The organism is Pedobacter namyangjuensis, assembly GCF_003313325.1.
Taxonomy (GTDB): Bacteria; Bacteroidota; Bacteroidia; order Sphingobacteriales; family Sphingobacteriaceae; genus Pedobacter; species Pedobacter namyangjuensis.
Window position 1 is genome coordinate 866354 of sequence record NZ_QMHQ01000003.1, and the last position, 24054, is coordinate 890407.

Annotated in this window: 15 protein-coding genes and 1 tRNA gene; 6 read left to right on the plus strand and 10 right to left on the minus strand. The window is 36.3% G+C overall.

Features of this window, described 5'->3' with window-relative positions:
• Positions 1–78: 78 nt before the first annotated feature.
• Positions 79–750: a LysE family transporter gene (locus DUT69_RS15560; protein ID WP_113654154.1), complete on the minus strand. Its 672-nt coding sequence runs from the start codon at positions 748–750 to the stop codon at positions 79–81.
• 116 nt (positions 751–866) lie between these two features.
• Positions 867–3668, minus strand: a complete 2802-nt coding sequence (gene uvrA / locus DUT69_RS15565) for an excinuclease ABC subunit UvrA (protein ID WP_113654155.1) — start codon at positions 3666–3668, stop codon at positions 867–869.
• Between the two features lie 265 nt (positions 3669–3933).
• Between uvrA and DUT69_RS15570 the strand changes: the two genes are divergently transcribed.
• The 4 genes from DUT69_RS15570 (at position 3934) to recA (ending at position 8281) form a co-directional block, all read left to right on the plus strand.
• The gene (locus tag DUT69_RS15570; RefSeq protein WP_113654156.1) at positions 3934–4521 is read left to right on the plus strand and encodes an RNA polymerase sigma factor; all 588 of its coding nucleotides are present in this window, start codon (positions 3934–3936) and stop codon (positions 4519–4521) included.
• 696 nt (positions 4522–5217) lie between these two features.
• Positions 5218–6432 carry an MFS transporter gene (locus tag DUT69_RS15580; protein ID WP_113654158.1) on the plus strand — a complete coding sequence of 405 codons (1215 nt, stop codon included), beginning with the start codon at positions 5218–5220 and terminating at the stop codon, positions 6430–6432.
• Positions 6433–6484: 52 nt separating this feature from the next.
• Complete coding sequence (gene nth / locus DUT69_RS15585) at positions 6485–7138, plus strand: endonuclease III (RefSeq protein WP_113654159.1); 654 nt, start codon at positions 6485–6487, stop codon at positions 7136–7138.
• Between the two features lie 129 nt (positions 7139–7267).
• A complete protein-coding gene (gene recA / locus DUT69_RS15590) occupies positions 7268–8281 on the plus strand; it encodes a recombinase RecA (RefSeq protein WP_113654160.1) in 1014 nt (337 codons plus the stop codon).
• 68 nt (positions 8282–8349) lie between these two features.
• Here recA and DUT69_RS15595 read toward each other — a convergent pair whose 3' ends face one another.
• Together DUT69_RS15595 and tsaD are read right to left on the minus strand one after the other, a co-directional pair.
• Positions 8350–8574, minus strand: coding sequence for a hypothetical protein (locus DUT69_RS15595; protein WP_113654161.1), 225 nt, complete (start codon positions 8572–8574; stop codon positions 8350–8352).
• Between the two features lie 19 nt (positions 8575–8593).
• Entirely contained in the window at positions 8594–9595 is a 1002-nt protein-coding gene (gene tsaD / locus DUT69_RS15600; protein ID WP_113654207.1) for a tRNA (adenosine(37)-N6)-threonylcarbamoyltransferase complex transferase subunit TsaD, read from the minus strand.
• Here tsaD and DUT69_RS15605 point away from each other — a divergent pair.
• On the plus strand, positions 9534–14072 hold the full coding sequence (locus DUT69_RS15605; RefSeq protein WP_240186735.1) for a translocation/assembly module TamB domain-containing protein: 4539 nt from the start codon (positions 9534–9536) through the stop codon (positions 14070–14072). The genes tsaD and DUT69_RS15605 overlap by 62 nt on opposite strands.
• Positions 14073–14111: 39 nt before the next feature.
• Here the strand turns inward: DUT69_RS15605 and DUT69_RS15610 are convergent, their stop codons facing one another.
• The 3 genes from DUT69_RS15610 to DUT69_RS15620 all read right to left on the minus strand — a co-directional run bounded on the left by DUT69_RS15610 (position 14112) and on the right by DUT69_RS15620 (position 17642).
• On the minus strand, positions 14112–15323 hold the full coding sequence (locus DUT69_RS15610; RefSeq protein WP_113654162.1) for a bifunctional 3,4-dihydroxy-2-butanone-4-phosphate synthase/GTP cyclohydrolase II: 1212 nt from the start codon (positions 15321–15323) through the stop codon (positions 14112–14114).
• A 456-nt stretch (positions 15324–15779) separates the two neighbouring features.
• Positions 15780–17231: an LptF/LptG family permease gene (locus DUT69_RS15615; RefSeq protein ID WP_113654163.1), complete on the minus strand. Its 1452-nt coding sequence runs from the start codon at positions 17229–17231 to the stop codon at positions 15780–15782.
• A 30-nt stretch (positions 17232–17261) separates the two neighbouring features.
• Complete coding sequence (locus tag DUT69_RS15620) at positions 17262–17642, minus strand: START-like domain-containing protein (protein ID WP_113654164.1); 381 nt, start codon at positions 17640–17642, stop codon at positions 17262–17264.
• A gap of 138 nt (positions 17643–17780) precedes the next feature.
• On the opposite strand from DUT69_RS15620, the gene DUT69_RS15625 reads away from it, so the two are divergent.
• Positions 17781–17857 (plus strand) — tRNA-Met (locus DUT69_RS15625).
• A gap of 63 nt (positions 17858–17920) precedes the next feature.
• On the opposite strand, the gene DUT69_RS15630 is transcribed toward DUT69_RS15625, so the two are convergent.
• From DUT69_RS15630 to DUT69_RS15640, 3 genes are all read right to left on the minus strand, one after another.
• The gene (locus DUT69_RS15630; protein ID WP_113654165.1) at positions 17921–20788 is read right to left on the minus strand and encodes a TonB-dependent receptor; all 2868 of its coding nucleotides are present in this window, start codon (positions 20786–20788) and stop codon (positions 17921–17923) included.
• Positions 20789–20811: 23 nt separating this feature from the next.
• Positions 20812–21624, minus strand: coding sequence for a hypothetical protein (locus DUT69_RS15635; RefSeq protein ID WP_113654166.1), 813 nt, complete (start codon positions 21622–21624; stop codon positions 20812–20814).
• 220 nt (positions 21625–21844) lie between these two features.
• Positions 21845–23632: a S8 family peptidase gene (locus DUT69_RS15640; RefSeq protein WP_113654167.1), complete on the minus strand. Its 1788-nt coding sequence runs from the start codon at positions 23630–23632 to the stop codon at positions 21845–21847.
• Positions 23633–24054: the final 422 nt, after the last annotated feature.

The window sequence follows — 24054 nt, forward strand, 5'->3', positions numbered from 1 at the left end:
CGCTCAGGATAAATATGCAAAAAAGATTGTAGTAAATGGTGAGGCTGTATTTACAACAGAAGTACAACATTTGCTTTTCTAAACCGTCCACCAGTGTAAGTAAATACCTGCTTGTTTTACGACAAGGTAGAGGGCCAAGGCGAACAAAAACAGTGCAATAGACCGATTGATAAGGTGGCTGCTTAGTGCAAACTTTTCTTGAATATATTTGGCGAAGTGTGCATAACCGTAAAGTGCCAATGCAGAGCCCATTCCAGAGCCAAAACTAAAAATTACCAACGAAAGGTAGTCTGTTTCTATCCATTCGTGCAGAATGACGTAATTGCCAAAAAACAACCAAAAAGGAATTTGTACCGGATTTAAAACACCGAGCAATAATCCATAAAATACACTTCCTTTTTTACTTCTGTTATCTTCTGCTTTAGTTTTAGGAACCTTTTTACGGTTAATCCAGGTAACTGTTCCCATAACCAAGAAAAGCATGATCATAAAAACATCTACATAGGTACCCAGTCTTACCTCGCTAACATTTTCATTCAAATTTACATCGCTAGAAACCCAACGGGCAAAACGCATCATCCCGAATGTAAAAAACACCTCTACAATAGAAAACGAAAGAATAAAATACAAAGCCTGGCGCATACCTTTATTAATGGTAAGCTGTGCCACGGTTAGGTTTATGTTCCCTGGCGGGATGTAGCCCATTGCATTAAGTAAAATGCCGATAATTAAGGTTAGTAGCAAGAGCATAACGGGCTAAAGATAATAATTTATTAATATGTTTGTAAATGCTAAGTTTTTGGGTTAAGGACAGCTAGTATAACACGTTGCTACTTTAATCCTTGTTGCTTAATCTTTTATCTATTTTATTGCAAATGTGTTTTTAAAAATTGCCCGGTGTAAGACTCTTTGGCTTTTAATAAATCTTCTGGTTTTCCTTCAAACACAACGTTTCCGCCTTTGTCTCCACCTTCCGGACCAATATCAATTACCCAATCTGCACACTTAATCATATCCATATTATGCTCAATTACTAAAATTGTGTTTCCTTGCTCAATTAGCGTATTTAGTGCTTTTAACAATTTCTTTATATCGTGAAAATGCAAACCTGTTGTAGGCTCGTCGAAAATAAACATTGTTTTTTGCGCATTGTTTCCCTTAATTAAAAAGGAAGCCAGTTTAATACGTTGTGCCTCGCCACCAGACAAGGTGTTTGAAGATTGCCCTAAATGCACATAGCCTAAACCAACATCTAACAGCGGATTTAGCTTCTGCAAAATTTTAGGCTCGTTTTTAAAAAACTCTACTGCTTCTTCAATCGTTAAATCTAAAATATCAGACACATTTTTATCCTGATAGGTTACATCCAATACTTGTTGTTTAAATCGTTTACCTCCACACGTTTCGCAAGGCAAATAAATATCTGCCATAAATTGCATTTCAATTTTCACCTCGCCTTCTCCTTGGCAGGTATCGCAACGACCACCCTCTACGTTAAAAGAAAAAGCTGCAGGTTTTAAACCGCTAGCTTTTGCTGCCGGCAAGGCCGAAAACAAAGCTCTCACATCGTCCCATGCTTTTACATAAGTTACCGGATTTGAGCGAGAAGAACGGCCAATTGGATTTTGGTCTACCATTTCTACTTGGCTTACCAAATCAATATTCCCAAAAATCCCATCGTAACTTCCAGTTTGCTCGCCAGCGTAATTGCCAATAGCCTTCTGCAATGCTGGGTATAAGATTTTTTTAACCAAACTCGTTTTCCCCGAGCCAGAAACACCACTAACACAGGTAAAAACTCCTAATGGAAACTTTACATCGATGTTTTTTAAGTTATTTTCTCTCGCACCTTTGATTAGGATATGGTCTTTCCAATTTCTGCGTTTCGCAGGTACCTCAATGGCTTCTTTTCCGGCAAGGTATCTACCCGTTAATGAAGCATCATCTTTAATAATTTCATCGTAAGTACCGCTAAAAACTAAATTTCCGCCGTGCGTACCAGCTTCTGGACCAATATCAATAATATAATCGGCTGCTTTCATCACTTCCTCTTCGTGCTCTACTACCAAAACGGTATTGCCCACGTTACGCAACGATTCTAAAACACCAATTAGTTTATGCGTATCTCTAGGATGCAAACCTATGCTCGGCTCGTCCAAAACATATACTGATCCTACTAAACTACTACCTAAAGACGTAGCTAGGTTTATACGCTGGCTTTCTCCGCCAGAAAGTGTATTTGATAATCGGTTTAAAGTTAAATAGCCTAAACCAACATTGTTTAAATATAAAATACGACTAGTTACTTCGGCCAATAATCGCTTTGCTATTTTAGCTTCGGTTTCTGATAATGTTAACGACTCAAAGAATGGTAAAATGGTTGACAATGGCATTAATACCATTTCTAAAATAGATTTACCTCCAATTTTAACATACGAGGCATCTTTACGTAAACGCGTACCCTTACAATCTGGGCAAATTGTTTTTCCGCGATAGCGAGAAAGCATTACACGGTATTGTATTTTATAGGTTTGTTCTTCTAGCTCTTTAAAAAAGGCATCTAAACCGCTAAAATATTTATTGCCAGTCCAAATTAAGCGTTGTTGTTTTTCGGTTAATTCGCTATACGATCTATGAATTGGGAAATCAAACTTGTCGGCATTTTTAATAAACTGCTTTAGCCACTCTCCCATTTTTTCGCCACGCCAAGGTGCAATAGCATTATCGTACAAACTTTTGCTCTTGTCCGGAATTACTAAATCCTCATCAATACCAATTACGTTGCCATAACCTTCGCAGCGTTTACATGCACCGTAAGGATTGTTGAAACTAAAGAAATTTGGTGTTGGTTCTTCGAATTTAACGCCATCTAACTCAAATCTATCGCAGAAAAAAGTCTGAGTTCCTTCGTTTTCTACATAACAATCGCCTTTACCTTCAAAAAAAGCGGTCTGTACCGAATCGGCTATCCTGCTTAAAGTTTCCTCATCATCGTTAACAACAATTCTATCAATTAGAATTTTTATTGTCTCAGCGTCGGTTAGCTCAACATCTTTAATTTCGGTATCCTCTAGCAGGTCTTCTATTTTCGCTATCTTACCTTTAAAATTAACACGCAAAAAACCCTTTTGCAAAAGTACAGCTAACTCCTCCTTTACCGTTCTGTTATTATGCGGATGTAATGGACAGAAGATGGTAACAACCGCATCGTTGCCCAACGCAACGATAAAATCTACTACAGTAGTTACGGTATCTTTTTTAACTATAGCGCCAGAAATTGGCGAGTAGGTTACACCAATTCTAGAGAAAAGCAGTTTTAAATAATCATAAATCTCGGTACTGGTACCTACGGTAGAACGTGGGTTTGATGTAATAACCTTTTGCTCAATTGCAATTGCGGGCGCAATACCTTTAATGTAATCTACATCAGGCTTGTTCATGCGGCCCATAAATTGGCGTGCATAAGACGATAAACTTTCTACGTAACGCCTCTGCCCTTCTGCATATAAAGTGTCAAATGCTAAAGACGACTTGCCCGAACCAGACATCCCAGTAATTACAACCAATTTATTTTTAGGAATAGCTACATCAATATTCTTCAAATTGTGTACTCTAGCCCCTTTTATGATGATATTTTTATGCGGATCTTTCTCTATTTCCTTACTCATTTATCGCTTTATAGAATAGCACAAAGATACTCAAAAAATTAGCAATTTAACTTTTTCAGCTTCTCAAAATAAACACTCTTAAAAAGAATTTTTACAAATTTTAACATATTTATTATTGTATTATTAAAAAAAAATACGTCATTTGCATTAACACAAATCACACAGTTAGAAACCAATACCTAAAAACAAGGAGATCCGCTATAGATTAAAACAGCTACTTTATTTATTATTTAATAAACAGGGAAGAATTTTAGTATACGCTCCTATGAAATTACAGCAGTACAGTGATCAGGATTTGGTGAAGTTATATCTTAACGGAGAAGAGTCTGTTTTAGAGGAATTGCTTCGGAGACATAAATCAAAAATTTACACTTCAATTTATCTTTTAGTAAAAGACCAATATCTTGCCGAAGACATTTTTCAAGATGCCTTTATAAAAGTAATTAATACCTTGCGTAGCGGCCGCTACAACGAAGAAGGTAAGTTTTTGCCCTGGGTTATGCGTATTGCGCACAATTTGGTAATCGATTATTTCCGCAGAGAAAAACGTGCGCCGGTTATTACAAGCGCCGACGGAACCGATGTGCTAAATCTGTTGCAAATACACGAAGAAAGTGCAGAAGAACGCATGTTGCGTGAGCAAACCCATGTTGATTTGCGAGCCATGATACACCTTTTACCAGACGAACAAAAGGAAGTGTTAATTATGCGCCATTATGCCGACCTAAGCTTTAAAGATATTGCCGACTTAACAGATGTAAGCATCAACACAGCGCTTGGCCGTATGCGTTACGCGTTAAGCAACCTACGTAAAATGATGAAGGTTAAAGAAGTTACTACCAAAAACCTTTAAACTTTTTTCTGAAAACCTACAATTGCAATGCTTGGCTTGCTTTAGCCCTGCCAACATTGCAATCCCCGTTTACTCCGATAAATCGGAACGGGGTATTTCCACTTATGTCAGGTTTATTGCACTAAGGCTTGTGCACTAAAACCACCACGCCCAAAACACATCGCAACAAAAATGTGACGAATAAAAAAAAGCTATAAATCCTACCTACAGACGCCATACAGTACTACACACTAGTCATTTACGCTAAAAACCAATTGTTTCTTAGATAAAAAAGCTTTAATTTAAAAGAAAATAAAATAAAAGCGCCAAACCCAACGTTTAAATCTAAAACCATAAAACAATAAATTTTGCGTATGACAAAAACCTCTACTTCAACTAACCTTGCCAGTTCACCTAGCGCACAGCCGGTACTTCCGCCCGTAAATGAGGCAGAACAGCAAGACGAACTGTTTTATAACAGCATTAAATTACAATTAAATGAATTGGTCAAGAATCCCTCAGACGAAACAATCAACAAGATTCTAGCTTACTCAACTAAGAAGTAAACAATTATTCAAAAGCTTCCCAATAACCTGGGAAGCTTTTTCATTTTAACCCAATGCATTTTTTCATCTGCCTGCCATAATTTAAATTCAAGCGATTAAATAGCATTTAAAAACCTACCTTTACATAGTGTAAATAAAACACTAAGTAGGCATGAAAAAGAATCTTCTCCCATTAACATTAGGTGGTTTAGGTATTGGCATAACAGAATTTGTAATGATGGGGCTTTTGCCAGACATTGCAAAAGACATGGGCGTTACTATTCCAAAAGCGGGATATCTAATTTCGTCTTACGCTCTTGGGGTTGTTATTGGCGCACCTTTACTTGTATTAATTGCCGGAAAGTTTCCACCGAAAAAAATATTAATTGCGCTGATGATCATGTTTACGGTTTTTAATGCACTTTCTGCTTTCGCACCAACTTTCGACTTACTTTTTATTTCTCGTTTGCTTTCGGGCCTTCCACATGGCGCCTTTTTTGGTGTTGGCTCTGTAGTAGCTAGCCGAATCGCAGAAAAAGGAAAAGCGGCACAAGCAGTTTCGCTCATGTTTGCCGGCTTAACCCTGGCCAACTTAATTGGTGTTCCATTGGGCACTTTTATAGGACATAATTTTTCATGGCGTTTTTCTTTTGCAGTTGTGGCGGTTGTAGGTTTAGTTACACTATTGAGTTTAAAAGCCTGGCTCCCTGCCCTACCAGCCAATAAAAACCGCGACCTCAGTGCGGAATTAAGCTTTTTTAAAAAACAAGAGGCTTGGTTAATTATCATCATGATCTCTATTGGTACGGGTGGTTTATTTACTTGGTATAGCTACATCGCCCCTTTAATGACAGAAGTAGCTGGGTTTTCATCTGACAGTGTAACCTATATATTAATGTTAGCCGGACTAGGCATGATGGTTGGAAATTTTATAGGAGGTTATTTGGCAGACAAATTTTCTCCAGCAAAAGCTTCCATAGCTTTGCTGCTTACCATGGTAGTTACATTAATTGTTGTGCATTACGTTTCATTCAATCCGGCGCTAGCCCTTATTACAACATTTATAACAGGAGCAGTTTCTTTCGCTTTAGCAGCACCCATACAAATGTTAATGATCACCAGTGCAAAAGGATCTGAAATGTTGGCCGCTTCTGCTAGTCAGGCAAGTTTCAATATAGGTAATGCATTAGGTGCATTTTTTGGTGGACTGCCATTAGTATATGGTTTTGATTACACTTGGCCAGCATTGGTAGGTGCCGCGATGGCATTTGTAGGCGCATTATTTGCATTCTGGTTAATTAAAAGTCATCACAAACCAACACAAAGGGTTAATATTGCTCCAATAAACGAAGCAGAGGCAACCTTAATTGTTGAAAAAAATCTGTAGCGAAAATTACTAGCAAAGTAAATTAATCTGCCTCAGTAGCCTATATTTGTTCATGCTTAAAAAAGAACGATATCAGCTATTCGTATCGCATTTTGCTGCAAAACAACCAAATGCAGAAACAGAGTTACACTACAATAACCCTTATCAGTTATTAGTGGCTGTTATCCTATCTGCGCAATGTACCGACAAGCGTATAAATCAAGTTACTCCAGCACTATTTCAACGTTTTCCAGATGCTAGAGCATTAGCCGACACTACTCCAGATATTGTATTTGATTACATTAGAAGTGTGAGCTATCCGAATAATAAGGCGAAACACCTCGTGGGCATGGCAAACATGCTGGTAAACGATTTCAACAATCAAGTACCTTCGGAAGTAGAGCAGTTGCAGAAAATGCCAGGCGTTGGTCGTAAAACAGCTAACGTTATTGCTTCAGTTATTTATGATGCACCTGCAATGGCCGTTGATACGCATGTTTTTAGAGTTGCAAACCGACTTGGACTTACAAAAGGGAAAACACCATTAGCCGTTGAAAAAGATTTGGTGAAAAATCTTCCAGAACATACTATTGCAATGGCTCATCACTGGTTAATTTTGCATGGCCGATATATTTGCGTGGCGAGAAGCCCAAAATGCGAAAAGTGTGAAATCACCTATTTTTGCCGATACTTTGAACAAATTAATAAACTAAAGAAATTAGCGTAAAAACTAATTTCTTTAAAATAATCTAAAAATATTTGCATTAATAAAAATAAAATTAATATGTTTGCTAAAGTTATTAGTATAAATTATTAGCCGAAGCATCTATTTACATTTACTTAGAACATTACCAAAATGAACCCAAACGCAGAAAAACTTAAAGCTTTACAGCTTACTTTAGATAAATTAGAAAAATCATACGGAAAAGGTTCCGTGATGAAATTAGGAGATGCACCTGTTGAAGCAATTGACGCTATTTCTACCGGATCAATTAGCTTAGATATTGCCTTGGGCATCGGTGGCGTACCAAAAGGTCGTGTAATTGAAATTTACGGTCCAGAGTCTTCTGGTAAAACTACATTAGCTACACATATTATAGCTGAAGCACAGAAAAAAGGTGGTATTGCAGCGTTTATTGATGCGGAACATGCTTTTGACAAAGGTTATGCTAAAAAATTAGGCGTTGACGTAGACAATTTGTTGATTTCTCAGCCAGATAACGGTGAGCAAGCTTTAGAAATTGCCGATAATTTAATTCGCTCTGGCGCAATTGATGTAATCGTAATTGACTCTGTTGCAGCGTTGGTTCCTAAAGCGGAAATTGAAGGAGAAATGGGTGACAGCAAAATGGGTTTACAAGCCCGTTTAATGAGTCAAGCATTGCGTAAACTTACTGGTACTATTAGTAAAACTGGATGTTGTTGTATTTTCATTAACCAATTACGTGAAAAAATTGGTGTAATGTTCGGTAACCCAGAAACTACAACTGGTGGTAATGCACTTAAATTCTACTCATCAGTTCGTTTAGATATCCGTAGAACTTCTCAAATTAAAGATTCTGATGAAGTAGCAGGAAATCGCATTAAGGTAAAAATCGTAAAAAACAAAGTTGCTCCACCTTTCCGTATTGCAGAATTTGACATTATGTTTGGAGAAGGTATTTCTAAAACTGGTGAAATTATAGATTTAGGAGTAGATTTTAACATTATCAAAAAAGCAGGTTCTTGGTTCTCTTACGGAGATACCAAATTAGGCCAAGGAAGAGATTCGGTGAAACAATTATTATTGGACAACCCTGAACTTTCTGATGAAATTGAAGCTAAAATTAGAACAGAAGTAACTGGAGAAAAATTAGAAGAAAAAGCTTAGTACCTTTAAGTATAAAAAACGGGCTGCTTGTTTTAACAACAAACAGCCCGTTTTTTTTGGTCTTTTTTTTACTTGAAACTTGATGCTTTTGGCGCTGCTGGCTTTACATTCTGTTTGTTCTTTAAAAAATTACTATCCAACCTAATAATGGTATAGCTAGCTATGATTACACCCAACACTAAGAAAAACAATCCTAAATAATTTTTCTTTTTGTCCTGTCTAATTACCCAAATCAAAAATGCAATTAATGGAATTAATAATAATCCAAAAAATATAAAGCTATTTGTACCCATCGTTATAATAATTATTCTTTTAAAAGTTCATTCTCGCCATTGGCGAAATATCCTGCTCTACAAATTCGCCCTGTAAATATTTCTGATATCCAGCAATTGCGATCATACCTGCATTATCTGTGCAATATTCAAATGCAGGAATGTAAACATTCCAACCTAAGCTTACGCTAGCCTCCTGCAATGCATTTCGTAAACCAGAATTGGCAGAAACGCCACCAGCTATTGCAATGTTATTAATATTAAACTGTTTAGCCGCTTTTTTAAGTTTATTGAGTAGAATCTTTACAATACTATGCTGTACAGATGCACAAATATCCGCTAAGTTTTCTTCTACAAACTGCGAATTTTCCTTTTGCCTGTCTCTAATAAAGTACAGTATAGAAGTTTTGAAACCGCTGAAGCTATAATTCAAATCTTTTATTTGAGGTTCGGCAAATTTATATGCTAATGGATTGCCCCCTTTTGCATATTTATCAATTAAAGGTCCGCCAGGATAAGGCAAGTTCAAAATCTTTGCGGTCTTATCAAATGCTTCACCTGCCGCGTCATCTAATGTTTCGCCAACTATTTCCATATCAAAATAATCCTTTACTAAAACAATCTGCGTATGACCGCCAGAAACTGTTAAACATAAAAAGGGAAACTTAGGTTTTGGCTCATCGATAAAATGAGCTAAAATGTGTGCTTGCATATGGTTGACAGCAATTAGCGGTAAATCTAACGCTAGGGCAAAAGATTTAGCGAAAGATACACCTACCAAAAGTGCTCCTAAAAGCCCGGGCCCACGCGTAAAAGCTACGCCATTAAGCTCACTTTTGTTAACTTTGGCAATCGCTAAAGCTTGCTGTACCGCCGGTACAATGTTTTGTTGGTGAACCCTTGATGCTAATTCTGGAATTACTCCTCCATAATTTTCATGAATTGTTTGGTTTGCAATAACATTGGCAGTAATTTTGCCGTTGTTACAAACAGCAACCGAAGTTTCATCGCAAGAAGATTCTATAGCAAGTATTACAGGCACGTTTATATTATTAAGCTACAAAATTATTAAAAAACTATTAAAAATACTGCTTTGGTTTTTCGCATCAATTATATTGTTGCTTGTTGTAGTCATATTTTCGCTGCAATTTAAACCCGTACAAACATTTGCCGCAAAAAAGGCTGCCGCATTTCTATCTAAAGAATTAAAAACTACCGTAAAAGTTGAAGGTTTATATGTTGTCCCATTTAAATCTGTTGTACTTGAAGGCTTATTAGTTTTAGATCTACAAAAAGATACTTTAGCTCATTTTCCGAAATTTCTTGTTGATTTAAACAAATTGTCTCTAAAGGAAAGGATACTTGATGTAAATACCGTTCAGGTAAATAATGGGTCATTTTTTCTAAAGGACAATAAAGATGGTTCATCTAATCTCGATTTCATCATAGATTACTTTGATAGCCCCGCTCCGGTGAAAAAGAAGAAGAAAAAGAAATTCGAATTTTTATTTGACAGGATCATTCTAAATAACGTAAACTTTAAATACAAAAACCTAAAGCTTGACACCACTATCAAGGGTGTTAATTTTGAGGATATCGACGTTAAAAATTTAAACGGAATCTTCGAAAAGCTAAACACAAACGATCACCTGCTACAAGCGAACATTAAGAATTTAACCTTCAGGGAAAAAAGCGGATTCTATTTAAAAAATTTGTCAACTTTTGCCACTATTGACACCAATGCTATTGAGCTTAAAAACCTGATGCTGGTAACCAATAAAACTCGCCTAACAGACTATTATCAGATGAAGTTTGGCAGCTTCAAAGACTTTAATAGCTATGTTACAAAAGTTAGGATGAAGGCTAACTTTAAAGATAGCTTTATCTCATCAAGCGACATTGCTTATTTTGCACCGGCATTAGCGAAGATAAAATTAGACTTAGCGATTGATGGCCAGATTACAGGCTATGTAAATAATTTAAAAGCTAAGCAACTGGCAATCAAAACTGGCAAGGCAACTTATATAAAAGGAGATTTCTCTCTAAAAGGCTTACCTGATTGGGAACAGACTTTCATGGATATGAAAATAGATATGGCTGGCACCAATAAGAAAGATTTAGACGAAATTCTGACTGATATTACCGGCAAAAAAGTAAAATCGATTCCAGCGATTGTAAATAAATTCGGCAATGTGAACTTTAACGGTTCATTTACTGGTTTTCAGAACGATTTTATCGCCTACGGCGAATTTAAAACAAAGTTAGGTCGCATAAAAAGCGATGTTAACATGAAGATAAGCGACAAAGGCATGCCGTCTTATACAGGAAATGTAAAAACATTTGATTTTGACCTAGGCAACTTACTTGATGAAAAAAGCTTAGGGAAGATTACTTCTGAACTTTATGTTAAAGGTAAGGGAATTGAGGTGAAAGAGCTTACCGAGCAATTAAAAGGCGAGGTTACTTACATCGATTTTAATGGTTATCGTTATAGAAACTTAAGCATTAACGGCACTTTCGATAAAAAATATTTTGACGGAAGGTTAGCAATAAATGACAAAAATATACAACTGGTATTCGATGGTGGCGTAAATTTAAATCCGGCTTTGCCTGTTTTCAATTTTAATGCTACCATAAAAAATGCTCGCCTAAAAACACTTAAGCTTTACAAAGATTCTTTACAGGTAGATGCAGTATTTAGTACAAACTTCTCTGGCAACAACTTAGATAACATTCAAGGTAACCTGCTAATTCAGCAGATAAAACTTAACAACGTAAAGGGCATTTACAACATAGATTCTGTACAATTAGATGCTAATGGAATTGGAATTGATAGAAGCTTAACAATCAAATCTGACATACTTGATGCAAGTATTAAAGGACAATATGATTTAAATACAATTGTATCGTATTACAAAGCAATTGCAAAAACCTACATTCCATCGCTTGAAACGAAAATCTTCAAATACAATACGCAGATTTTCGATTTCAACTTAAAAATTAAACGTTTCGAGCCAGTTGCCGAACTGATAATGCCAGGTTTGGAACTAGATGACCAAGCGATATTGATAGGCTCTTTCGACTCAAGAAATAACAAGGCCACCCTTAACGGATATATCAATAAGCTAACATATAAAGGGATTATCGCAAACAATATTATCATCGAGGAGAACACAACTCCTAATCAGTTGACGGCCATTATTACGTCAGACAGGGTTGATTTAAACGATAGCCTCTACATTAAAAACGTAAACATTGCTAATGTTTTGCGAAATGATAGCCTAGCCTTGAACGTCAAACTGTCTAATGCAGATGACGCGAACCAACTGGATTTAAACGGATTGGTAGAGTTTGCTGGAGATACCACTGCAAGAATTAGCATCTTACCCTCAAACTTAAAAATTAATAGCGAAGATTGGAATATCCAAGAGAAAGTTAGAATTGCTTTCCATCAAGGAAAAACGGAGATAGAAAACTTTTCGCTTACTAATAAACAACAATCGCTATCAATTGATGGAATTTTGTCAGACGATCCAAAAGATTTACTGCTAGTGGGTTTCGAAAACTTCAGTTTGAAAACCTTAAATCCATTTGTTAAAACATTAGGCGTTAAATTGGCCGGAAATGTAAACGGCAATACTAAACTTTATAACATATTAAACTCGCCAAGAATAACAGATAGTTTGTTAATTGATTCTTTAAGCTTTAACGATACTTATATCGGTAGTCTTACAGATACGTCTTCTTACAATCGCGAAGCGAATGAGGCTAATATCTATACGCAAATTCTGGCCAACGATAAAGAAATTTTAAAAGCCACCGGAAAACTAGACTTAAAAGAAAAACAAATTGACGTTGCTGTTAAGCTAGACGATAGCAAATTAACGGTGCTGGAGCCTTTTGTCAAAAAACTTGTATCTAATTTAAAAGGAAACATCTCTGCAGATTTAACAATTAAAGGCCCTTTAGAAAAGCCAGAAATAAATGGCGATATTTCTTTTAACAAAGGAGAATTAACCGTTAACTATCTTAAAACACCTTATACACTAAACGATAAAGTTTCGGTTAGCAACAGTGTTATAGATATTACAAACTTGGTATTGCTTGATGCAGATGGGAACAAGGCCACGGCAAACGGAACTGTTGATTTAAACAACTTAGACAATCCGGATATTCAGGTTGATTTGGTGGCCAATAACTTTATGGCTCTAAATACAACTGCGAAAGATAATTCGGTTTATTATGGTAGAGCCTACGCGACAGGTAATTTTAGCTTTAGAGGTCCAACCAATAAGATGGTTATCAATATAGATGCTAAAACTGAAAAAGGAACTATTTTCAACCTTCCTTTAAACAGTTCTGAGACGGTTTCTGATAAAGACTTTATTACTTTCGTTAGCAAAGACACCACTAATGTTGTAGAGCGTAAAACAAGTTTCGATGGTTTAACCATGAATTTTAAATTACGCGTAGACCCAAACAGTACGGCGAATATTTATACCGTCTTAGGCAAACTTAGCGGGAAAGGTAATGCAGATCTTGAGCTGAATATTAACAGCATAGGCGATTTTGAAATGAAAGGCGATTATATTATCGAAACGGGGATTTTCGATTTTACAGCTCAAGAAGTAATTAACAAACGTTTCGAAATTAGACAAGGTGGGACAATTCGCTGGATTGGAAACCCAACTGAGGCACAAATAAATTTAAAAGCAATTTACTCGCTAAGAGCAAGCACAGCAGATTTGTACACCGCTGCCAATCGCGACCAATCTAACGCCACCAACGAAAGATTGCAAACGGAGGTAGAAATGGGCTTAAGTGGTTTGCTCTTACAACCAGACATTAAACTAGATATTTTCTTCCCTGCTAACCCTGCTAAGAAGGAAGAATTTCAATCTTATTTTAACGATGGTAATAACTTGAACACACAGGCTTTAAGTCTAATCATACAACGTAGGTTTGCACCTGGCTCTGGAAGAGATAACTTGGCGCAACAGCTTGGTTCGGTTGGTACAAGTACAGCCAGCGAACTTATTTTTAACCAATTTAACAATGTGCTTTCTTCTTTAAATCTAAACTTTGTAGATATTAATATTAGGAATTTTAACGACGCAAGCGCATCTGTTAAGCTCTTTAACGATAGAATTGTAATAAGCGGTGGTATAGTTGATAATTCGGCTACTACAGATTTTTCTTTCAACGGATTTAGAGGTGACGTTGGTAGGGAGTTTGAGGTATTGGGGCTTATTAAAAAAGATGGAACATTAGTTGGTAAACTAGCTAACAAACCGCAAACGCAACAAAGTATTTTTGCAAACCCTGGGGTAGATCCGCAGGCAAACGTAACTTCCATTGGTTTAGTTTACACTCAGCAGTTTGATACATTTAGCGAATTTTTACAGAAAATAACTGGCAAATACAGAAGAGAACAGCAACGCAAAGCTGCCGAAAAGGAAAAACAAAAAGCAAATAAGGAAGCGATTTTAAACGAAAACAAAAAAACTCCGAAGAAATAATCTCCGGAGTTTTTTTTTGAAATATACGTTAAGTGGAACCTAACCGTTCATAATCTGATGACCCATTTTATCGCGTTTAGTTTTTAAATAGGTTTCGTTATGCTTATTACTCTCTATTTCTAAAGCAACATTTTCTATAACCTCTAAACCGTAGCCAATTAAGCCAGCACGTTTTGTTGGGTTGTTAGACATTAAGCGCATTTTAGTTACACCTTGTGCTCTTAAAATTTGCGCACCAACACCATAATCGCGTTCATCTCCTCTAAAACCAAGCTCTAGGTTAGCTTCTACAGTATCAAAACCTGCATCTTGAAGATTATAAGAACGTAGTTTGTTAATTAGTCCAATACCTCTACCCTCTTGATTCATGTAAACAATAACACCTTTACCAGCCTCTTCAATCATTTGAAACGCTTTGTGCAACTGTGGTCCACAATCGCAACGGCAAGAACCAAAAATATCTCCCGTAACGCATGAACTATGTATCCTCGTTAAAATTGGTTCATTCTCATCCCACTCACCTTTGCTAATGGCCAAATGCGTAGCATTATTGCTTAGTTGCGTGTAGGCAGTCATTTTAAAATCGCCCCATTGCGTAGGCAAATTAACGGTAACCTCTTCCTTAATTAAACTTTCTTGCGCCAGGCGATATTCAATTAAGTCTTTAATAGAAATAATTTTTAATTGATGCTGTTCGGCAATAAGCATCAAATCCGGCAAACGGGCCATAGTACCATCCTCGTTCATAATCTCTACCAAAACACCAGCCGGAGGTAAACCAGCAAGTCTTGCAATGTCTATAGTAGCTTCCGTATGCCCAGTTCTCCTTAAAACCCCTTCTCTTCTAGCTCTAAGCGGAAAAATATGACCTGGTCTACCTAAATCTTCTGGTTTTGTAGCCGGATCAATTAACGCCTGAATTGTTTTAGCTCTATCATGCGTAGAAATACCTGTAGTACAGCCATTACCGATTAAATCAACAGAAACTGTAAAGGGTGTTTGGTGTAAAACGGTATTGTTAGCCACCATTAAATCTAACTTTAAATGGTCGCATAAGTCTTCAATTAAAGGCGCACAAATTAATCCACGACCATATTTAGACATAAAGTTAATTACCTCTGGCGTAACATTACTTGCAGCGGTAATAAAATCGCCCTCATTTTCGCGATCCTCATCATCAACAACTATAATAATTTTGCCTGCCTTAATATCTTCAAGTGCTTCGGCAATGGTATTTAATTTAATTTCCATTTGTAATTTATTACCGTAAACGGTTAAAGTTCTTCCGTTTATTTAAATGCAAAGTTACAACCTTTGTTGGCAATTATTTCTACTAAATATCATGGATAAGTAATGAATAATTCGAAAAGCAAGGCCCTACACAAATTTACACATAGCCTGGCTATTCATTACAAATCCGCTCCCTAAAAAACCCGTGGGAAAACTCAGGAAAACTTATCTAAACAAAAATAACTGCTTTTCTCGGGATGCGGGTTTTCCATTGCTATCCAGTTTATTTAACCAAAGTTTTTGCAAATATTTAAGGTTGTATAATGCTTAACATACGAGCACTACAAACTGCCAACTAAACCCGACAGTAGCGAAAATACTTTTTTGTTTAAATGACTTTCCGTTTGTGCTTATTGCACAAGCCTAAACAAAAAAGATTGTAGCGCATGGCGGGACAGGATACACCTAGTAGTACCACTATTGCTTTACAACCTTTTTCTTTTTAAATCGTTTAAAAAAGCCAACAATTAGCTGTTTATAATAATCTAAATCAAATAAGGCAGAATCTACCGTGGCTTTATAAGTTAAGAAAATACCTAAGGGCGTGAGTATAATTATAGCCATCCACATGCCGATAATCGGATCTAAATTACCCTCTTTGGCAGATTTTTCTGAAACGGTAGAAATGATGTGATAAATTAAAAAGAAAACCACCGCAATTACAACCGGCAAACCTAAGCCTCCTTTTCTGATAATTGCCCCCAATGGCGCACCGATAAAAAACAGCAACAAACAAGAAACAGCTAAGGTAAATTTTCGTTGATATTCTATTTTAGCTTTAATTACTTCTCTGCTTTTAAGATCGTGTTCTATAATACGGCCAACGATAACTTGTTTTATCGTTTCGGCTTGGTCATAAGCAGACTGTGCAGCCTGAGACTGATCCCGTAGCGGAATGTTATTTATGAAACTTCCACTTAGCTCCATTTCTGGCGTCTTAATTTTGGTGTAGCCTTTAGTAATGTTACTCTGTTTATAATAACTACCTACATTTATTTTGGTGGCTTTATCTAAAGTGTCAATGCTTCTGGTTAACGAATCCCGTCTTTCTAACAACTCAGCCCTGTTAAGCATTGGAGCGTTGTTTTTAAACTGGTTTTCTTGCGTGCGATCCATCCCTTTGAAACTCGAAAAGTCAAACTTTACTTCCGTTTCTCTAAAACGCATACGCGTTAAAGTTTGTCTACTATCAAACGAGGAAGAATTTCCGTTGCCTTCTTCGTACCGTACACCGTTTATGAGTTTTAAAACCAAATATTTTCCATCTGTAGTTTTAGACATTTGGCCTTTTTCGGCCATAATTATTTTTGCTACACCATTGCCGGCACTATGATCGTAAATGGTAATGCCAAATAAAGAATCTACTGCACCTTCGCCCTTACGCTCTACACGCATAGCGTAATTGGTAATACTATTATTAAAAACGCCTGGTTTTATTAAAAAAGATAATTTTTTGTTGCGCATATCATAGAGCAACGAGCCAAATTTGAGATTGGCTTTTGGCAACATATAATCAGCAAATAGAAAAGAAGCAATAGATAGGCAAATTACAAACACAAACAAAGGTTGCATAGCCTTCTGCAATGATACACCGGCAGATTTGATGGCTACAAGCTCGTAGTTTTCGCCAAGGGTACCAAATGTCATAATAGACGATAGCAAGATAGCTAACGGCAAAGCCATAGCTACTTGAGAAGCCGAAGCGTAGAGCATAACCTCGGCAATAGTGTACCATTCAAAACCTTTACCTATTAAGTCATCTATGTATTTAAACAAGAAGAACATTAATAGGATAAACATTACCACAAAAAATGTGACAATAAATGGCCTAATAAATGCTTTTATAAGTAATAAGTGTATCTTTTTCAATATGCAAAGATAAACAATGCTACCGAAAACTTAAGCACCAATTACACTTAGCAAATAGGTAATTGAGTTATCCCAGATTTTCGTTTTTTCAGTTCTAGTTTCGTCTGTTGCAAAATCTGTAATAGACAAAGCTACATCATTGGTAAGTTCGTCCTGTACAATCTCCATTTCGAAGTAGCAGTGAGGCTCATCATCTAACCATTTGAATTTAACCAACTTATTCTCTTTTACACTTAAAAGCTTGGCTTTTTGAACTTCGTCATCCCAAGTAAAAGTATAGGTTTGATCCCTGTAAACAACATCGTCTGCAAACCATTGCGATAAACCATTTGGCTCGCTTATAAAGCTGAATAATATACGTGGAGATGATCTCAACTCATATTCTAATGTAAATTTTTTCTTTTCTGACATCCGCTTACACGACTATTATTAAAAATAATGGACTATTTTTTATTTATTATTTCTAAAGAAAGGTAATTTATTCTATATTTGCAACTCCAAAAAATAACCAATTAAATATTTGATAATATAAGCAAATATTTCTTACCCGGCGGGGTAGCTCAGATGGTTAGAGCGCAGGATTCATAACCCTGAGGTCGGCAGTTCGATTCTGCTCCCCGCTACCAAATAAAAAAGCCTTTAACTTAAGTTAGAGGCTTTTTTGTTTAAACACTTAGCTAAGTAATTTATTAGTTCTGAATAAAACTGCCGTCACCTCTTCTCATCATTTGCATACCATTTCTAGATCTTGCACCGCTCCACTTTTGCAACCTAACACTTAGCCTAGCCATAAAGTATCTACTTAAAGCATTAGATCTCGTATCAGTTATACTGTTATCGGTTATATTTCTGTTGATGAAGTTATTCTGATTTAAAATATCAAATGCTTGGAAAGTCAATGTTGCTCTTCTCTTCCAAAATTCCTTTTGCACGTAACTGTTTATAACGAATGGATTATTGGTAACATTAGCGTTAATACCGCTAACAAAGTTCTTACTTGCACTATATCCAAATATCCAAGTCTTCCATGCTATAAATCTACCATCGATATTTAAAGCCAATGTATTAGTTCTACTATCTCTTGAAGTTGGCAGTGTGTTGTCAGATTTTATAAAACTGTAGGAAACAAATGGATTTATCTCCAACCATTCGTTAGGATTAATTCTTGGTCCAAAACGTTGGCTCATATTCCAAGTCGTGGTTACGTTTTCTATATTATTACTCATAGATACACCATGATTATAAGACATGTTTCCACTTAACGCAAGATTATATTTCCTATCGTTTAACTGTTTATTTATAGAATAGTTACCATTAAACCTATGCACACCAGAAATATTCACATACCTAGTTTCATTAATTAAACTGTTATACCTATCCTCTATCTGCACTACATTCCTTACTACAGAGTTTTCTACAAATGTTGCATTTAAGTTAATAGCGTAATTAAGTTTCGCATTTGCGATGTAATTGTTATAATTCGTATTTATGGAATGATTAAACGTAACCTTAAGATCTGGGTTACCCACAACCGGATTTTGTGGATTTGAAACATCACGAACAGGCTGAATCTGATCGAAAGTTGGTTCATTTGCATTCCCAGTATAGTTAATTTGCATGCTGTGTTGCCTCGACCACATATATTGAAATCTAGCGATCGGGATTAGATTAAAGCTAGTTCTATTGGTACTTGTTCCTAAGCTGGCTTTAGTACCACTTAACACTGCCGGCACGGCGGTTAAGCCTACGGAGAACCTTACTTTAGATGCATTGCTAATACCGTATCTGTAATTAAGCGCTATTCTACTTTGCGTAAAAGAGTAATCGTATATATTACTTAAAGAATCTACAATCTGCGTTAATCCGCCAGCATTAATATTACTTGTGGTAGCAGTATTATCATAGCCGTTGTAATTAATTTGGCCATTAAATTCAATTTGTGTATTTGCCGTAAGCGGCTCTGTAAAAGTTAAGCTAGCTCTATAGTTTTTGGTTAAATTATCTCTTTGTACCAATCTATGTATCAACGAATCCTTTAAAACAACATCGCTGGCATCTTGGTAATAAATGATATTAGAATTTCTCTCTTGCTCAGATTCCTGATTGGTATTATTTAAACTTATTTGAGCAGAAAAATTTCTACGAGGTTTATTAAACAAATGTTGATAAAACACTGTAGCACCGACATTTGGACGTCGATTTTTACTAAAATTATTACCAACCTGATCTTGGTGGATTAATCCAGTTTGCATTACAGAAGATTGGTTACTGCTTCCTGTAGATGAATAATTTATATTGGGGCTAATCCTCAAAAAATTATTACTGTCTAAATCTGCTTCCAACTCAAAGCTAAAATTATGCGATTTTGTATCATTTTTACTTAAGCTCTCATTAGTAGAAAATGTGGTTCCCAGCGAACTGAAAACTTGTGAAACGCTACTATTTGTAGCATTAACATTATTAAAAGTATAGCCGTAATTTGCATTAACTCTTATCGATTTACTTAATTGGTCGCGAAACGAAAATGACGTATTACCATTGTTCGTCGTTCCCCCACTACCAGACGTAGAACTTCCGCCTCCACCTCCATTATTTCCGCCTCTTCCACCACCACCGTTGTTTCCTCCCCCTCCATTATTACCGACTCCATTACTACCGCTGTTTGCAACACCATTTACGGTATTATTTAATCGTGCATTAACTCCAATAGTTTGATTTCCGTTTAATCGCGTAGCAAATACAGATCCTTCGTAGCGCTCGTTATTACCGGCACCTGCAGCTATGTTGGCCGTATTACCGACAGATTTATCTGCCCTTGTTACAATATTTAAAATCTTTTCCGGATCTCCATCTTTTATTCCCGTCCTGGCTGCTTGATCTCCATAATCGTCAACTACTTGGATCTTATCTACTATTTCCGCTGGCAAATTTTGTATAGCGGTAGCCACCTCTCCACCTAAGTACGTTTTACCGTTTATTTTGGCTTTAGTTAGCGTAGTTCCTTGATGGACAACAGAACCGTCGTTACCAACTTCCATCCCCTCCATTTTTTTAAGCAACTCGTCAACGGTTGCATTTTCTCGAACAATGTAATCGCTAGCTTTATATTCTACAGTATCTGTTTTGTAGGTGATGCTCGGTGTACCGTTTATTACAACTTCCTTTAACGAATTGGTTTCTCCATTCAAAATAATTGGATCCATCACAATTCTTGGTATAGCGTCGTTCTGTTTAAATTTCCCGACCATGGGCTTAAATCCTAAGCTATTAACACTTAAAGTATAAGTGGCAGACTTAACATTCTTGAAAACGAAAATACCATCTGGATTTGTACCTACAACCAATGTATCTTTATCAGAAACCAATCTCACTGTAGATCCGGGTATTCCCAAATCAGTAGTGTCTTTTACAATACCACTAATTTCTCGCAAAGGCAACGGAGGTGGTGTGGTTCTTGCCGGTTGTTGTGTAAAACCGTCTGAAGTAAAACAGCCGATTGCTACAACAATTAAAATTATTGATTTGTAAAAACGGCAAGAGGATAAACGTTTAATCATGAGCGTTAACTATAGAATTTCTTTTATTTAGTTGATAATGTATATTTTCCCCAGAAATCTGTCGCACTCATCATATCTTGATTTCCGCCACCAAAATTACCTCCGCCAGGTCGACCTCCTCCGAAACCACCACCACCGTTTCCTCCGCCAAAGCCCATAGCACTTAAACCGTTCACTTTAATCTGGTAGGCAAATTCTTTGCCAACCTTGAGTTCTAAAACACTTATCGGTAAAGCCAATTCATAAACGAAAGCTCCTGCTTCATCAATATTAGCTGCTGCCTTAATACCATATTCGTTATAGATAGAAATTAAAGAATCCTGTACGCTTTTTATTCCAGAAACCTTGATTTCTTTAATTCCGGCAAGCTGAACTTTTCGTTGCACCGTTGCAATAGAATCTCTTTGTTTAGGGTCTTGCTGATTTCTGTTTTGAAAACCTCCACCACCTTGGGGTCTGCCTTGCCCTCCACCTTGCGGTCGTTGTCCTTGATTTCTATTATTTCTCACAATTAAAGGATAAGTAACTTTCGATCCATCTTTCTTTTTGCCATCAACATTTATTGTGAAAGATATTCCACCCGCCATTATTTTATTTATCACTTCCTTGGTCGACGATTTTATCACCAAATACAAGTTTTTTTCATCATTAGCCAATGTATACAGTAATTCGGTTCGTTTGTTATCTGCAGCAAAAGCTTGCCACTCGGTAATTTTACCATCTATCCTAACGTTTGTTGGCGCTGATAAAGTGGATGCTTGAACCTCTGGTGTTTTTTGGGCAAAAGCTGGGATTACTAAAGTGCAAAATGCAACAAAACTCAATAAATTCTTCATAATTTTAAATTTGGATAGACAATTTCCAAGATAGACTAAACTAATCTCAAATAGCTTAATTACGATTTAGGCAAAAGATTAAAAATATCGGAAAAACTGTCCTATAAATGCAAATTCCTACATAACGAAAAACTTTATCGCCTAAATGTTACTCAAAAAACAAAATTTTAGACAAAAAAAATCCCCAGAAGAATCTGAGGATTGAATATTAAACCAAAATTTATTTTGCTTGTTGATAGCTTTCTGCAAGCTTCAACGCATTAAACGCATTCACTATTCCACCACTAACACAGAGGTCTGAAAAAGGAACTCTAACCGTTTCACCCCTTTCATTTTTATATTTTACTTTGCGACCGACCTTAGTAACAGACTGCATTATGATTTCCTTCAATTGAACTGCTGAAAGCTCCGGATAATAACTCCAAACCAATGCCGCCAGACCAGATACTACTGGTGCAGCCATACTGGTACCATCAAATTCTTCATATTTTGATCCAGGGATTGTAGAATTTATTTTAAATCCCGGTGCAAAGACGTCGACATTATTTTTTCCATAATTCGAAAATGATGCTTTTAAATCATCATCATCTTTATAAGCACTGGCCCCTACCTCTATCCAATTTTTTGCGTGTGGCAACCTGAATTTTGCAGAGTCTAGTGGTATTGGCTTAGGTTTATAGGTATTGGAATTGTTCATTCCTCCTACTGGTCTTTGTAAATCGGTATTCTTGGGAGGTATAATATCTGCAACAGTTCGCTTTTTATTAGCTTTTTCATATGCTAAAGCCTCATCACTCTCAAAGTATTTATTCGGGTAATTTTCAACTATATCGTTATTATTATTGTCATTACCTGCTGCGTGGATAAGCAATACACCTTTGTCTTCTGCATATTTCACTGCTTCATCTACCGTTTTCTTATCCCACTTATAACCCTTGCCAAAACTCATGTTTATAACCTGAGCTCCGTTGTCTACCGCATAGCGAATACCATTTGCAACATCTTTATCTCGTTCATCGCCTTCCGGAACTACTCTAATAGTCATTATACTCACGTGATTGGCTACCCCCAAAATGCCTAAAGAATTAGTCCGATTTGCGCCAATGATCCCCGAAACATGTGTCCCATGATCAGCATTTGGACCAATTACATCGTTATTACCATAATTTCTCTGAGAAGAATTAGCATAGTCATCCCCTACTAAGGTAGCACGTTCATCATATTTCTCATTGAGATTATATTTCAACATCACCTCTAATTCATGATGTCCCTTTTTTATAGTCTGATAAAATTTTTCTATTGAACCTTCATCCTTAGAGCCCTTTCTAACAATTTTCTTCACCTGCTCTTCAATTTCATCGTCAGCTTTATATCGCTCCATATCCTCCAAAGAAGGAATTGATTTATTATTTACTACTGCAACCGAATCCATAACTTTTTTTAAGAGTATATAAATCGGAAAAGCCTCACTTGCTTCCTGTAGTTTCTGTCCAAAATCGGCGACAGATTTTCTATAAATTTTATATTCTTCCTTTTCCGTACTATCTAACACTGTACTCGGTAAAGTAGACCGATATTTCTGTTCGTATTTTTTCTTGACCCGAACCAATTCTAAGTTGTCATAGGCTAAATTTCCTTTTTTGGAACCAATAAAATTCCATCCGTGTACATCGTCAATGTATCCATTTCCGTCATCGTCTATACCATTTCCTGGGATTTCTTTCAAATTAGTCCAAAGTACTTGGTTTAAATCCTCATGTTTTATGTCTGTGCCACCATCGATTACGGCCACAATAATTTTTTTCTTCGGATTTTTATTCCTTAACAATTCATTGTAAGCTTTTTCCGTACTAATACCGAAATAACCATCTGTAGCTAAATCCAAATTAAACCAGTTAGCAGGCAATACTACTTTTTTATCTTGAGCAGATACATTTGCACCTATCACCCACAGAAATGCTAAAAATAACCAAGCTTTCGTGTTCATAAAGTTTACTCTTTTATTCATTTAACGTAATTTACAATATTACGGTTTTAAATATTGTAGTAATTGGATTTTAAGGCATTTAACAAAATTTTAACAAGCCAAAGGCGATGATTACAGTTTTCTAAAACATCTTCGCCAGCTCTATTAAACCAGAATTAATTATTTGATGTAATACGTAAAAAATTGAATTTGATAAGTAACAAACGACTTTCCGTAATTTTGACTATTAAGATTACAAATCGCTACCGCTAAAAGGCTTTAATTCTTGAGGATGTTCCTATCACTAAAACATTCACACAATTTAATTTTCTACAGATTTTCATTTTCGGAGATGTACCGATAAGGTTTCGTCCTCATATATTTACAAGCACGCCGTACCAATCGGACCTGCTGTAAACAAGGAAAGCCCCACCACTTCCGTGATGGGGCTTCCTTTAAGGTTT